The organism is Caldisphaera sp. (assembly GCF_049974385.1).
Lineage (GTDB): Archaea > Thermoproteota > Thermoprotei_A > Sulfolobales > Acidilobaceae > Caldisphaera.
Genome location: NZ_JBMFIW010000001.1, coordinates 42202 through 56625 on the forward strand (window position 1 = coordinate 42202; position 14424 = coordinate 56625).

At 29.2% G+C, this 14424-nt stretch carries 15 protein-coding genes; 7 read left to right on the forward strand and 8 right to left on the reverse strand.

Features of this window, described 5'->3' with window-relative positions; all coding sequences use genetic code 11:
* Nucleotides 1–534, forward strand: a 534-nt coding sequence (locus tag ACP5GV_RS00185) for a PD-(D/E)XK nuclease family protein (protein ID WP_428101613.1), incomplete at its 5' end; no start/stop codon positions are given.
* 131 nt (nucleotides 535–665) lie between these two features.
* On the opposite strand, the gene ACP5GV_RS00190 is transcribed toward ACP5GV_RS00185, so the two are convergent.
* Together ACP5GV_RS00190 and ACP5GV_RS00195 are read right to left on the reverse strand one after the other, a co-directional pair.
* Nucleotides 666–1304: a class I SAM-dependent methyltransferase gene (locus ACP5GV_RS00190; RefSeq protein ID WP_428101615.1), complete on the reverse strand. Its 639-nt coding sequence runs from the start codon at nucleotides 1302–1304 to the stop codon at nucleotides 666–668.
* 481 nt (nucleotides 1305–1785) lie between these two features.
* Nucleotides 1786–2568, reverse strand: a complete 783-nt coding sequence (locus ACP5GV_RS00195) for an SDR family NAD(P)-dependent oxidoreductase (protein WP_292320033.1) — start codon at nucleotides 2566–2568, stop codon at nucleotides 1786–1788.
* 297 nt (nucleotides 2569–2865) lie between these two features.
* Here ACP5GV_RS00195 and ACP5GV_RS00200 point away from each other — a divergent pair, with 297 nt between their 5' ends.
* The 5 genes from ACP5GV_RS00200 (at nucleotide 2866) to ACP5GV_RS00220 (ending at nucleotide 8563) form a co-directional block, all read left to right on the forward strand.
* Nucleotides 2866–4869 carry a 3-hydroxyacyl-CoA dehydrogenase/enoyl-CoA hydratase family protein gene (locus ACP5GV_RS00200; RefSeq protein ID WP_428101617.1) on the forward strand — a complete coding sequence of 668 codons (2004 nt, stop codon included), beginning with the start codon at nucleotides 2866–2868 and terminating at the stop codon, nucleotides 4867–4869.
* Between the two features lie 6 nt (nucleotides 4870–4875).
* A complete protein-coding gene (locus ACP5GV_RS00205) occupies nucleotides 4876–6063 on the forward strand; it encodes an acetyl-CoA C-acetyltransferase (protein WP_292320037.1) in 1188 nt (395 codons plus the stop codon).
* A gap of 69 nt (nucleotides 6064–6132) precedes the next feature.
* Nucleotides 6133–6960: a hypothetical protein gene (locus ACP5GV_RS00210; protein ID WP_428101620.1), complete on the forward strand. Its 828-nt coding sequence runs from the start codon at nucleotides 6133–6135 to the stop codon at nucleotides 6958–6960.
* A 74-nt stretch (nucleotides 6961–7034) separates the two neighbouring features.
* A complete protein-coding gene (locus ACP5GV_RS00215; protein ID WP_428101623.1) occupies nucleotides 7035–7556 on the forward strand; it encodes a hypothetical protein in 522 nt (173 codons plus the stop codon).
* A gap of 515 nt (nucleotides 7557–8071) precedes the next feature.
* Nucleotides 8072–8563 carry a hypothetical protein gene (locus tag ACP5GV_RS00220; protein WP_428101626.1) on the forward strand — a complete coding sequence of 164 codons (492 nt, stop codon included), beginning with the start codon at nucleotides 8072–8074 and terminating at the stop codon, nucleotides 8561–8563.
* A 403-nt stretch (nucleotides 8564–8966) separates the two neighbouring features.
* Here the strand turns inward: ACP5GV_RS00220 and ACP5GV_RS00225 are convergent, their stop codons facing one another.
* The 5 genes from ACP5GV_RS00225 to ACP5GV_RS00245 all read right to left on the reverse strand — a co-directional run bounded on the left by ACP5GV_RS00225 (nucleotide 8967) and on the right by ACP5GV_RS00245 (nucleotide 12494).
* Nucleotides 8967–9482: a hypothetical protein gene (locus tag ACP5GV_RS00225; RefSeq protein ID WP_428101629.1), complete on the reverse strand. Its 516-nt coding sequence runs from the start codon at nucleotides 9480–9482 to the stop codon at nucleotides 8967–8969.
* A 17-nt stretch (nucleotides 9483–9499) separates the two neighbouring features.
* A complete protein-coding gene (locus tag ACP5GV_RS00230; RefSeq protein ID WP_428101631.1) occupies nucleotides 9500–10609 on the reverse strand; it encodes an AAA family ATPase in 1110 nt (369 codons plus the stop codon).
* Between the two features lie 117 nt (nucleotides 10610–10726).
* Nucleotides 10727–11062: a hypothetical protein gene (locus ACP5GV_RS00235; protein WP_428101633.1), complete on the reverse strand. Its 336-nt coding sequence runs from the start codon at nucleotides 11060–11062 to the stop codon at nucleotides 10727–10729.
* A 123-nt stretch (nucleotides 11063–11185) separates the two neighbouring features.
* Nucleotides 11186–11767 carry a NosD domain-containing protein gene (locus ACP5GV_RS00240; RefSeq protein ID WP_428101635.1) on the reverse strand — a complete coding sequence of 194 codons (582 nt, stop codon included), beginning with the start codon at nucleotides 11765–11767 and terminating at the stop codon, nucleotides 11186–11188.
* 25 nt (nucleotides 11768–11792) lie between these two features.
* Nucleotides 11793–12494, reverse strand: coding sequence for a hypothetical protein (locus ACP5GV_RS00245; RefSeq protein WP_428101637.1), 702 nt, complete (start codon nucleotides 12492–12494; stop codon nucleotides 11793–11795).
* A gap of 422 nt (nucleotides 12495–12916) precedes the next feature.
* Here ACP5GV_RS00245 and ACP5GV_RS00250 point away from each other — a divergent pair, with 422 nt between their 5' ends.
* On the forward strand, nucleotides 12917–13627 hold the full coding sequence (locus tag ACP5GV_RS00250; RefSeq protein ID WP_428101639.1) for a metallophosphoesterase family protein: 711 nt from the start codon (nucleotides 12917–12919) through the stop codon (nucleotides 13625–13627).
* Nucleotides 13628–13652: 25 nt separating this feature from the next.
* On the opposite strand, the gene ACP5GV_RS00255 is transcribed toward ACP5GV_RS00250, so the two are convergent.
* Entirely contained in the window at nucleotides 13653–14246 is a 594-nt protein-coding gene (locus ACP5GV_RS00255; RefSeq protein WP_428101641.1) for a DUF996 domain-containing protein, read from the reverse strand.
* Between the last annotated feature and the right edge of the window lie 178 nt (nucleotides 14247–14424).

The window sequence follows — 14424 nt, forward strand, 5'->3', positions numbered from 1 at the left end:
ACTAAGGATGATATATCTAAATTGGTTACAAAGGAAGAGGCTAAGCAGTTTGCTACTAAGGATGATATATCTAAATTGGTTACAAAGGAAGAGGCTAAGCAGTTTGCTACTAAGGATGATATATCTAAATTGGAAAACATTATAAATGCTATAGGTGCTAGATGGGGAATCATGTCAGAAAGTTCATTTAGAAACGGCATATATGAAATCTTAAAAGATATTGGCTGGGAAATTAAAAATGAAATAATATATGACAGAGAAGGATATGTATATAATGAGCCCTCAGAAATCGAAATAGATATTGTAATTAAAGACGGAAATACTATGATAATAGAAATAATGTCATCGTTGAAGAGGAGTGATCTGCCAATAATAAAAAAGAAGACAGAGCTTTATGAGAAGAAAAACGGAGTTAAAGTAAATCAAATAATTGTTATTACTCCATTTATACATGATAAATATCAAGATCAAGTAATAGCTATGGCAAACAGTATGGGAATAAAGATAATCACTTCCTTAGATAACATCAAATAAAACTATTATAATTCACTTCTAACTCAATTCCCCTAAATCTCATAGAGTAAGATCTTCAATTTTTAATATAGGGCTGTCAGAATGGATAAATAAAAAACCTTTACTTAATTAAATCTTAATTATTTAGAATTTTATGATTTTGTAGCCTTTATAACAACAAATCCAGCATCTTTGTAATAACCTTTTTCTACAAAATCAATAGTCTCTTCCTTATCTGGATTTTGAAATAAAGTAGAATATATTTCATTATAATTAAAACCTGTTTCTTCTAACATATCTAATATTTCCCTATATGTATAGAAAGTAGCATATTTATAAAAAGGGTTTCCTTTTTCTTTAAGAATCCCATAGTAATTTCCCCACTTGCTTTCTTTGGGTACAAAACCTATTATTATATTTCCTTTATTTTTTAAAATTCTATTGCCTTCTTTAAGAGTTTTTATAGGATCATCTAAAAAGCAGATCGTTATCAATATATAAATAGTATTAAATTTATTGTTAGAAAAAGGTAAACTTTCTCCAACGCTTCTTATTACATTCACTCCTCTACCTTTGGCTATTTTAAGTAATGATTCTGAAGGATCAATTCCTAAATCAATATTTAAAGGTTTAGCAAATCTCCCACTACCTACTCCTATTTCTAATGATGGCCTATAAGTTCTATCCTTAGCACTTTTAACAGCATTTAATTCGTATTCATAAATAATTCTATGCTTGTCATACCATTGATCGTATCTCATTGCATATATATCAAATATGTCGAAAACCAATTCCACCCAATTCATATTTATAAGAGAAAATTAATTAATGTTTAATCAAGCCTAAGAAATTTTTTGATAAAATAAATATTAATGCGTTTTTAAATTTATTTATTAACTTACTGTTATGTTATAGAATTCAATTTATTATCAATTAAGGCAAAACAATATGCTTTATATTATATTAATTTCCCGTTTATTAGAATTAAACTCTTACTTTCATAACTTTTAACATCTAATAATATAGAAACTTTCGAAATTTCTTTTAGAAATCGGTCCTTCATATAAAAATTTTGTTTAAACGATTTAAATACTATTTGAGAGAAAATAAACAACAACCTAATCTTTTTAAGGTATAATGTTTTTAAAGTTTGCTCCAAAAATAAATTAAGAACATTGACAATCAAATGAAGTATGTTTTATCGAATAGGGCTGAGAGATAATATAAAATAAACATCTGACAATTCTCTATATCAATGGAATTAATTTTTATTCATTCTCTCTTATATACACTTCCAGGCGTTAAAGATGCCCCTGCATCAACTGTTATTACTTGCCCAGTTATTCCGCTAGCTTCTTCGCTTGCCAAAAATGATACTAAAGATGAAACCTCATCTTCACTTGCTAATCTATTGCTTGGTATGAAAGAAAGGTAATTCTTTTCAGAGTCTTTATATCCAATTGAATCAAGCCATTCAAAATAGCTTTTTCCTAGCTTAGTTTCAATAAAACCTGGAGCAACAACGTTTACAGTTATATTATATTTTGCCATTTCTATCGCTAATGACTTCGCTAAACCTATCAAACCGGCTTTTGCTGCACTGTAAGCAGTTAAATACTCAGCGCCATAAATTCCTGCTATGCTGCTTATGAAAATTATTCTTCCCCATTTCTTATTCATCATATTATCAATTAACAGTTTTGTAACATAAAAGCTTCCCGTTAAATTTGTCTGTATTTGCTTAAACCATGAATCATAAGTTAAATCAGCAAATTTAGAGGAAAAACCAACCCCTGCATTATTAACTAATATATCAATTCCTCCATATTTATCCCTTATGTAATCTGCCATCTTTTCTACATCTTCTTTATTTGATATATCTGCTTTTATCATATCACCTTTACCATTTCTCGATTTTATCAAATCTAATGTTGACTTTGCCTCGTCTTCTCTTTTCCTATAACTTATTATTGTAAAAATATTTTGGGAAGAAAGTCTTAATGCTATTGCTCTTCCTATCCCTCTATCTCCTCCAGTAACTAAGGCAAACCTCATATTAAACACCGGGGTCATGCAGCGTTTTCCTACATTACCCTCTAGGGTTCAGGTCCCGGATTCCTAATCATACCCCAGCTTTAATTAATTTTAGATATTAATATCTATTTCTAAAAGAATCTTCTAATTTCATTTATAAATTTTATTTGATCAAAAAAATGTTAAACAATTATTAATTATCTTAATCAATAACAAACCATGTACAATTATAAACTTTTCATTTAGGAACTATATGAATGCCATCTTTCTGAATATTTATATTGTTTCTTGGGAAAAATAAAATCAAAGGTGAAATTTATGGAAATAAAAAACGTAGCAGTTTTAGGATCAGGAACCATGGGACAAGGAATTGCAGAAGTTTTTGCAATATACGGATACAACGTTAAAATGGAAGATATATCTGATGAAATATTGAATAAGGCTTTAAAGAAAATTAAGGAATCCCTGGTTAAACTAGAGCAAAAAGGACAGCTTTTCGGTAAAACATCTGATGAGGTTATGTCTAGAATAAGCACATACACAACTATAGAAAATGCTGTAAAAGATGCTGATTTAGTAATTGAAGCAGTGCCTGAAAACCTTGATTTAAAAAAGAAAATATTTGCTGAAGCAGAAAAATTTGTTAAAAGAGAAACTATTATAGCAAGCAATACATCAAATATTAGAATAACAGATATAGCCAAGGATTTAAAATATAAAGATAGGGTAGCTGGACTTCACTTCTTTAATCCACCTGTATTGATGAAATTAGTTGAAGTAATTAAAGCTGAATATACATCAGACGAAGTTATGGAAATCCTCGTTGATGTAGTTAAAAAGATAGGTAAATATCCATTAAAGGTAATGAAAGATACACCTGGTTTTGTTGTTAATAGAATTAATGCTCCAGAAAGCTTGCTTTTCTGTTTATATATAGACCATAAAGTTGCAACGCAAGAAGAAATAGATGCATACTTTAAATCCCAAGGTCTACCAATGGGGCCCTATGAATTGATGGATTACGTTGGTATAGATGTAGTTTATGATTCTCTAGAATACTTTGCAAAAACTTTAAATCCATGTTACGGAAAATGTAATACAATTAAAGAACTCTATAATAATAAGATGTTAGGAATGAAAACCGGAAAAGGGTTTTATGATTGGTCTAAAGGTAGGCCCTTTATAGATGTCAAAAAAGCAACAGACAAAGTATCAATGATGGATGTATTAGCTTTGGAAATTAATGAGGCAGTTAAACTAATTGAGCAAGGAATCGCAACACCAGAAGATATAGAAAATGGCGTAAAATATGGAATGAATAGACCCTATGGACCAATATCTGTAGCGAAGAGCTTTACCAGCATGGAAATTAAGTCAAAGCTTGAAGAGCTTGCGAGCAAATTCAATTGCGATGTCTTTGAGCCAGCTGAATCAATTAAAAACGGATTATTAAGGGATGCTATAGAAGGCAGATTGAAGGTAAAAGGTGTAGAAGAGAAGAAAGTAAAAGAAGAAGCAAAGATAAAAGAAGAGAAGGTTCTTTCAGCTCAGCAATTTAATACAATAAAGGTTGAAAAGTATGAAAGTAAAGTTGCTAAGATCATATTAAATAGGCCAAAGTATAATTTGATAAGCGGAGAGCTTTTGGATGAATTGGAAAAAGCAATTAAATATCTTTGGAATGACCCCGAAGTAAACGTTATTATAATAACAGGTGAAGGAAATGTATTATCAGCTGGGGCTGATTTAAATGAATTTGTAGGAAGCAGTTTCCAGTTCTTAGAAAATTCTAGAAAAGGGGAAAGGGTATTCCAACTGCTTTCTGAAATGCCAAAGTTAACAATAGCAGTTATGAAAGGCTATGCATTGGGAGGTGGTTTTGAGTTATCATTAGCATGCGATTTAAGAGTTGGAACAGAAGATGTGCAAATAGGATTCCCAGAAATTACCTTAGGCTTAGTCCCAGGATGGGGAGGCTCGCAAAGGCTATCAAGGATTGTTGGCTTGGGAAAGGCAATGGAATTAATAGTAACAGGTCAAAGGATTACAGGAAAAGAGGCCTACTCAATGGGCATATTAAATAAATTATATAAGAACCCTGATGAAGAAGTTATGGAATTTGCTAAATCGATAGCGCAAAACTCAGCACCAGTAGCTGTTGCAATGGCAAAGAGGCTTCTAAACAAGGGATCACAAGTACCAATAGATGTTGGTTTAGAAATGGAATCATTTGCAATGGGAGTTTTGTTCTCTACTGAAGATTTAAAGGAAGGAATTATGTCATTCCTTCAGAAGAAAAAGCCAGAATTTAAAGGAAGGTGATATATAATGGAAGAAGTTTATCTAGTCGATTTCTTGAGGACTGCCTTTTCAAGGAGCAGGCCTAAAGAGCCTGATAGAGATGTTTTCAATACGATAAGGATGGATGATGCTCTTGGAATGCTTATAAAAGAAGTTGTTAAGAGGAATAACATAAACCCTCATGATATTGGTGATGTAATAACAGGCTGTGCTTTGCAAGTAGGTGAAAACTGGCTATATGGAGGAAGGCATCCGGTCTTTTTGGCGGGACTACCAGTTGAAGTTCCTAGCATGGCAATTGATAGGCAGTGCGCTTCTTCGATGAATGCAATAGCTATTGGAGCAATGGAAATAATGACAGGCAATTCTAAAATTGCTTTAGCTGGTGGAATGGAACACATGACGCATATACCTATGTCTGACAACCCACATATTGAGATAAACCATAAACTTCTCTTTAAACCTGAATATGCTAAATATCAACTAAACATCGGGTACAGCATGGGTTTAACAGCTGAGAAGCTGGCTGAAATAAATAAAATAACGAGAGATGAAATGGATGAATTCGCTCTAAGGAGCCATAAATTAGCTTCAGAAGCTTTAAAGAATGGATGGTTCAAAGGTGAAATCTTACCTATTCAAGTAGAAAGTAAAGGAAAAATGATAACAGTTGATACTGACCAAAGCATAAGGCCAGATACGACTTTAGAACAGCTCAAAAAGCTACCACCAGCATTTAAGCCTGACGGAGTCATAACAGCTGGTAATTCATCACCATTAAATGCAGGGGCATCTTTAACAATGCTCATGAATGAAAAGACTATGAATGAATATGGATTAAAGCCAATGGCCAAAATAATATCTATAGGCTGGGCAGCGGTTGATCCCAGCATAATGGGAGAAGGGCCTGTGCCAGCAACAAAAAAGGCATTAGAAAAGGCTAAGATGAATGTTGAAGACATAGATTATTGGGAAATTAATGAAGCATTTGCGGTTGTTGTGTTAAATGCCGTCAAGAAATTAGGGATAGATATAAACAAGGTAAATATACATGGAGGAGGAATATCTATAGGCCATCCACTAGGGGCAACGGGAGCAAGAATTGTGGGTACATTAGCTAGAATTCTAAAGGAGAAAAATGCAAAATATGGTGTAGCAACCCTATGCGTTGGAGGAGGGCAAGGCTATTCAATAATACTTGAAAATGCTTCATAATAAAATTATTCTTAATTATTTTAATATAAATTTATATTTTATTTTAATATAAATTTATGTGGGAAAATTATGAGAACAAAAAAGGTAATCTTTACGTTAGTTATAATCGCTATAGCGCTTCTATTAATATTAATGAGATTTCAAAATAATTTTTATAAGATTAGCATAAAGAATTCTTCGCTAACAAATCAGTTTGCAGTATATTATGGAGATAGTGTTAACTCCAGCGTTATAAATTTCCTAAACAAATACAAACTGGTCATATTAGAACCCTGGGCATTCAATTCTTCACTTTTAAATAAAATAAAAGCAATTAAGATAGCTTATATTGATCTAGGTGAATTTGATAACTCTTCTTTAGGAAATTGCACAGTTAACGTTTCTCAAATAGCTATCGGCTATGATTCTCAATGGAACCAAACAGTAGTTAACGTATCAAGCCCTATTTGGGAAAGATACATAATATGCGAAGTAAACTACTCATTGAAAGAGGGTTTTCAGGGAGTTTTATTTGACGATGTTGATGATGCAGAAATTTATAATTTAAGCCAGGGAATGATAAATATAATAATTGGAATCAGGAAAATGTACCCTAACATAATAATTGGAATCAACAGGGGCTTCTTTATTTTGTCAAATGTTTCAAAATACATAAATTTTGTATTATATGAAGACTACGGCACAGAAGTTTCTGGTATTAATGAGGTAAAGTTTGTAAGCAATGTAAGCGAAATAATCTCAAGGACTGAATATATTAAAAGCTTAAACATTACCATTTACGCTTTATCTTATGCCGTAAACAAGTATGATAAGTATTATAATTACAGCATTTTATTAGCTATAAAAAATGATGTTCCTATTTATATATCAAACTGGAATGTAAGTACAACATGGTAATTTATCATTTACTTAAATTAACAATACTGAATAAACTTATTAAATACAAAATCAGATAAAATATAGGGTTTAAATTGATCTATGTGTGTAATGATGGCTCTTATGGAATAATAGCAGCAATTCGTAGGGAAACAAAGGAAGCAAAGATAATAAGACTTAGACCAATAGATGACGTTTCCGTATTGAGCATACCTATAAAAAATTTAAGATACCAAAGACCAATGTGGACAATTTTATTAAGGCTTATAATTATCATAGTTTATTTTGGTGTTTTAGTATGGTTCACATCAAACACAAAAGCAATAAACAATCCTCCCTATGAAGCAGCATTATCTTTTGCCTTTGTAGCTATAGTAGCAGCAGTTTTAGCTGTTGTTAGAAGGTATAGAAGGAACTCATTTACAAATCCTAATCAAGCATGCAGCAAAGTAGAAAGCTGGCAGAAAATAGGTTCAGTAAAATACATAAGCAAGAAGAGGATTGGTTTTACAAATTATAATATTATTTCTTTAAAATTGGGTACTGAAGATTATACAATAGCATTAACTGATAAAGAATTGAACAAATTAAAACAGCAAGGAATAATGATATTTTAATATTAATTTAGCAATATAAAACATATAGTTAAGTTTTTACAATATATATAATTCTGATTACTAAGTTTCAATAATCTTTGAAATTAGCAAATTTGAATAAAAAAGAAAGCTTTTTTAGTTCGTTCTAGTGAATAAACTTGTATTAAATTATTAATTTTGAGATATAATAGTGCTCTTATACAATACTTATAATTAAGTTTGAAATAATAAAACACAAACAATGTAATAGCTCAAGTAACACAAATGAGAAGGTAGCTTACTAAGGGGTGCAATAACATAGACAAGAAATAATATCAAAATATTAATAAAGTTTGAGATTAGCATTCATTACGTTTATACATGAGATATAACAATGTTATTTGTATAATTAGAGACTTTTAAAACTATTCATCTTATGTTAAAATATTTTATTAAATTTGATCTGTCAATTATAAATTAAATTTTATATTTATGCCTACCGTATTTTTAGCCAATAACAAAAATTTATAATGCTAAAAAGTAAATCTTGTAATAGGTTGAGCCTATGGTTGGAAAAAAACAACAAAACTAATAAAATAAGCAGAAATATAATATTTTATGCAGCAATTACAATAATTGGTATAATTGCTATGGGTGGAATATATTATTATTTTAGCAACCAGTTTCATAAAGTTACTCTATTTAGTTCCAAATTAATAGTAAATTGGCCTTTAAACTATGGAGATGTTCTTCTCATAAACTTCACAATACCAAATTCAAGCAAATATGCATATGTAACAGGGTCTTATATATCATCTAATAATGTGATATGCAATATCTTTAATCAAAATCAATATGAATTATTAATAAAAAATTTTACTGAATTTGTAAAATCAAAGGATTATGTTTGGTCTTCAGGAAATAGCAAAGGGTTTGGATTATTTGTTAAACTACCTCCCGGAAAATACTATATAATATTTTATAACAATAACACAAATACTCAAGATGAACTTTCTGTTCTTAATGACATAACTTTATATTATAAATGATTATAACATTTGTTAAGAATTATGTTTTAGAAAAGGAGATTAATAACCTTGCTCCTTCCAGATTTGAATTCATAATTTCTATAAAATAAATAACATCATTTTAAGCATAGCAATGATAAAGCATAGGAAATTCCTAAAATAAACTATTAGTGCTTTGTGGGACTATTAAATAAGCATTAACAAAAACAAGTAATTAAAAATTGCAAAAGAAGGTTATAAAATATCGTGCTTTGAACGTTCCTATGGATTTGTAAATAAAGTTGTTTCAAACCCGTATGATTTTTTTCTAAATATTAGTATATAAATAATTTTAATTCCCAAGTACTTTTTTAAATTAGCTTGATATTAGTGTACGTAGAGAATTAGTTAAAAGATAAATAAGAGTTTTAATTGTTTTTATTTTTTATTGAATAGCTTCAATAAACTCGTTGAAACTCTCAACAGATTTTAATTTAGAAAAATTTACCTCATTAGCCATTTCTGGAAGCTGTCTTTTATCGTAATTTTTTGTTTTCTTAAGATACTCCGATGGTTTAGGAGTTCCAGGCACTATCCACTCTTCTATTTCTTCGCTAAATACAATTATCGAAAGTTTTTTGTCACTAATATATTTTTCAACTTGAGGCCCTAGCCATTTTGAATTCTTTATATGATCTATAACTCTCATCTTAATCTCGTTTCTATCATAGCCATCGGCATCAACAAAAATTATAACTCTATCACATTTTTCAAAAAGATCCTTTGATAAAACTCTTCTTATTTTATCCCAGCAAGGTTTAACTATTCCTCCTCTTGTGTGCTCTCCTTTGCATATATTAATTTTATGATTATTAATCGGGAAGTCTTCTCTCTTTATTAATATTCTTATGAAGTCCGGTGAATATGTATCTTCAGTTATTAATGCTATTTTTAATTGCATCAAAATCACCATTATGATTAAAAATAATATGAATAAAAAATATGCTCGCTTAAGGTTAATCCTTCTTCTGCTAATTTCTTTTTGATTTGTTCTGAATTCTCAAAACGTTCAGCAACGCTTTCACCCGATTTTTTATGAAGCATTACTACATCCGATGGTTCAACTAGATCTATTACCATAGGAGAATGAGTAGTTACTATAGCTTGTGTTGTTTGAGAATATTTTAATTCATCTATTAATCTCTCAATAAAGTTCAAATGAAGCGAATTTTCAATTTCATCAATAATAACTAGTGAAGGTTTTAATATTTCTATAGTTGAAATTATTGTTAGCATCTTCACTACTCCCCATGGTATCGCTGAAGAGTGCAAAAAGACTTCTCTATTATTAATACTTTCTATCATATTAAGCACTAAATTTCCTTCAAGTGTGGCTTCAATTCTTAGTTTTAAGTTTAGCTCTTCAAGCATTTCAGTTATCTGCTTTGGAAGATTACTTAAGTATGGTAAAATAATATTTGCAAGACCAAAGCCATCTTCCCTTAAAACATTAGGAGGATAATTTGTTGGTACAGGGCTTAAAGCTGCTTGAGGATTTATTCTTAGTACAGCAATATCATTGCCAAATTTAATCAGAAAATTACTAATGAGATCTTGAGGAATTTGCACAGGCGAAGCAAATAAGGTGAAAGAAAAATCAGGCCAAGGAGATACAAAAAGGTGAAAGATACTCATTGATGGATTTATTTTGCCTTGCTTATCATCAACACTTATATCTCCACCTTTTTTAACTAGCTTGTGATTACCATATTTGAGTTCTTCTTCTAGAACCTGCAAACCATTTGAACCATTAACGGAAATACCATAATAATAATAATCAGCTTCTAGCTTTAGTTCAATATTAAGCCTTTCATCATTCATATAAACAGCATTGTTATATCCACCCCATCTTCTGAAAGGATATAAAGGATAAGAGCTGGGCTTAACTAATTCTTTTAATAAAATAAATGCATCAACTAAATTACTTTTACCAGCTCCATTGGGGCCAACAATTACATTAATTTTACCCAGGTTTAGTTCGAGATCTTTGAGGCTCTTAAAATTTTTAATTCTTATCTTCTTTAACAATAAATGCCACCCTCTTCTATTTATAATAAGATAAGGTTATAAATTAGATATAAAGATTTAAGTAGTATATAAATAAATATTATAATATAAATTGTTTTAAAAATTATAATATTTAATTTAACTCCTTCTTATTATAATAACAGCCGCAGCTATAACCACAACAGCTACAACAACAGCTATTACTATTGTCATTATTGAAGATTTGTGCGAAATTAACGGAGCAGTTGAACTGCTTGTAGAAATATTGCTTGTTTGTGTAGGTGTTAATGTAGAGGAAGTGGTCGTAATTTGTGATGTAGATGTAGTTGAACTAGAACTTGTTGTTGGTAAAGAAGTGGTTGTTGTAGTAGTAATGCTTGTTGTAGTATAGTTAATTTCTTGAGGATATTTTAGAGGATAATAATCCGTTGAATTAACTCCTATAATATAGGATTTACTGCATATATCTGGCAATGAAGGCATAGGAGAGCAAGTTTGAGAAAATCCATTTCCATTGGGAGAAAGCCAAGCATTTCCACCTATAACGTTACCTCCTAAAATGTTTATACCTTGATGAAGAGAGATGTTAAAATAAGCTCATGACAATATAATATCTAAATTGTTTGTATTATTAAATATGTTGTTGTAAATTAAATCACCTTGTGAATGGCTAAGAATTAGACCATAATGACTGTTGTTTTCAATTATAGAATCGGTTAATATGTTATCAATTCCTCCTAAAGACATTCCGTATCCATTATCCTTTGCTGTTAAATTTTCTAAAATATTGTGATTCCCTCCAATAACAAAACCAACACCATTTTCAGAAAATGTTCCTGAGCTATCATTTATTACTGCAACAGAATTAATTGATGAGTCATTTATGAAAGCTCCAAATACCCCATATAGGTTATCAACAATAAAAACACCTTGTATTGTGTCGTTATCACTTATTTCATAGTTGTCATTTATATAAAAACCGCCTTGATTATTATACTTTATCAAAATATTTTCTATTGTATTGTAATTGCCAGTTATGTAAATATTTCCCATATTAGATTTTGAAAATTCTATAATTCCTGATACTGTATCATTATCACCCCTTAAGTTTATTGAATAAAGGTATTCGTTATTGGTTATTATATTGCTTATAAAGGAATTATTAACATTGTAAAGCAATGCACCTATTGTTGCATTACTTAAGTTAGAATTTTTTTATGTATAAGTTTCTTGAATTAAACGCTATAACTTCTCCGGCATTACTTATCAAAACGTTTGAAGTATAGTTAAGGTAAACTAATGGTCTGTCATTAACAGATACGCTATTTATTGAAAAGTTTTTAGAATTTGGGGTTAAGTATACCCCTCCATTAGTTAATTTTATATAATCTAATCTTACATTACTGCCATTAATATAAAGGCCTGAACCGCTATCTATTATGTTTGAATTATTAATTAATATATTATTTCCTGTTGCATTTATTCCGTATATGAAATTATCTAGTAAAAAGGCGTTTTCAACGTTTATTTTACTGTTATTGATACTAATTACTACCCCATCAAATAGACCTTTTATATTTTCTATAGTGATATTATGTCCATTTGCTGATATTCCTATATTAAAGTCTGATAATGACATATTTTCTATTATAATATTATGAGAGATTGGACTTATGTATATTCCTGTTCCATTAACAAAGCTCATACTTAAAGAATTTTCTTGGCCATTAAGAATGACATTATTTGAGAAAATCCCAATACAATATCCTTTTCCCTGTATACCCTGTATACTATTGTTTAAAATGTAATATCCAGGAGCTGTTATGTTTGTACAGGAGTTTATGAAGCTTTCATTACTTATGCTTTGAGCATAAGCTGTAATAGGCTTTATTAAATGAAGTGGCATTATGCTTATTGTATTATAATAGAAAGAATAATAAATATCTTTTTTGTATATTTTATAAAATTATCAGAATTAGCTAATATTTTTTCAAGGGAAGAATTAATGAGGTTGTGATATGATACGCTCAAGTTATACCCCCAGTTAATTTTACAGAAAAGAAATTTTAAATTTTATTATAAATTTACAGTGGGAAAATTCTTAATAAATTTTAAAAAATAATCGCTAGATATCATGAAAAATATATGGAATCATTTTATTAAGGTTTATAAATTTATGTGTTTCTACATTACCCTTAATGGCCTTTCAATTTTCTTTTAACCATTAAAAAAGAATAAATCTTACCAAATTAAACAATTTTTATTATTAGATATGCATTATTTAAAAATAATAAGTTTCTTTAATATAAATTTTGGAGGGGAAATAATTTGCATTTATTATTTGTAAGTGACATTCATATGAATTTAAAGATATATAAAGGAGTTGATGAGTCTTATGCAATGATATGGTTAAATAAATTAATTGACAAAATAAAACCAGATGTATTATTATCTGCAGGAGATTGGGATAAGGATGTAACCCCAAAGGATTTTTCGATAATCAGCAGTAAGGTTAAGCTCATAACAATTTACGGAAATCATGAAAACTTCAATATTATTAAAGATTATTCAATTAAGGATGGAAAAGTCATTAAGCTAAACAATATTAGCATTTCAGGTATCAATGGATTGCTCGAAGAAAAAGTATCTTTTTCATGGAAAAATATTAAAGAAGAAAATATTATTGAAAGCTATTTGAATAAAATAATTAGGGATATCAAAAAATATACAAATAACCTTGATATATTTATTTCACATCAACCTCCATTTTTACCAGAAGTTTACCCGGGCATGATTGAAGACATATATAACAAAGCCATGTTGAATTTTATTAAAGAACTAAGACCTAAGCTTTATTTAAATGGTCATATGAAACCCTGCTATTCCTTCTATGAATTCCCATATGGTACCAAATATTTAAGAGTTGATAGCTCCCAAAGTTGTAAGCATTTTGCCATAATAAATACAGAAAATTCTGAAGTAGTTGTTTACTATGATGATAAATATAAATTTAGAGAAATACTTTCTTTTAAATTTTAGTAAAAATTTGAACAAATAACATTGTTTATTGATTTGTATTCGTTGTTATAGGCGTATTGCTAACAACACTTAATTCATGAAATGCTAATATAGCATAAATGTCTCCAATTATAATTACGATAATTCCAATAACTATTATAGCTAATAACGTACCATACCAATATAACTTTCCAACACTTTCAAATCTTTTTATGCCTGACGATTTAGATAACTGAAAATAAGATTCCTTTATATAATAACCATAGATTATCAATATAGCATATGCAAGTATTAATATAATAATAACTAAAGGAAGACCCAAACTTAATGTAGTAGGAGAAAAACCGCTTGTAAAAATTGCTACAATAAATGTAACTGCAATTATTGCTAACAATATTGATCCTACTATGGCCGCAATTAATCCCTTTATTGCATTATCAAATATTAAATTGTTTTTATAAGCTTGAGAAAGCTCATAAAGAGAAACAAGAATTAAAATATATCCAATAAGTGAAAGAGCTATTCCTACGAAGGACGACAAAAAATTTAAAATAAGACCTAGTATAATAAATATTGATCCTACTAAACCCAAATTACTAGCAGAATTTATTTTTCCTCTGTCATATTCATTAATTTGCATTTTAAACACCCATATGCTTGTTATTTTTTACTATTATATATTTTATATTTTATTATAAAATTAACATATTCAAAACGATTTGATAATGGTTTTTCGTTATCATTATTTAACAGCATATAAACTTTTATTAGCAAAATTATTAAAAATAATATATAATATATTATAACACTTAATAAAG

Coding starts and splice junctions, on each gene's coding strand:
- ACP5GV_RS00210 (WP_428101620.1), top strand. CDS start 6,133: ATGAGAACAAAAAAGGTAATCTTTACGTTAGTTATAATCGCTATAGCG.
- ACP5GV_RS00245 (WP_428101637.1), bottom strand. CDS start 12,494: ATGCCACTTCATTTAATAAAGCCTATTACAGCTTATGCTCAAAGCATA.
- ACP5GV_RS00205 (WP_292320037.1), top strand. CDS start 4,876: ATGGAAGAAGTTTATCTAGTCGATTTCTTGAGGACTGCCTTTTCAAGG.
- ACP5GV_RS00225 (WP_428101629.1), bottom strand. CDS start 9,482: ATGCAATTAAAAATAGCATTAATAACTGAAGATACATATTCACCGGAC.
- ACP5GV_RS00255 (WP_428101641.1), bottom strand. CDS start 14,246: ATGCAAATTAATGAATATGACAGAGGAAAAATAAATTCTGCTAGTAAT.
- ACP5GV_RS00200 (WP_428101617.1), top strand. CDS start 2,866: ATGGAAATAAAAAACGTAGCAGTTTTAGGATCAGGAACCATGGGACAA.
- ACP5GV_RS00195 (WP_292320033.1), bottom strand. CDS start 2,568: ATGAGGTTTGCCTTAGTTACTGGAGGAGATAGAGGGATAGGAAGAGCA.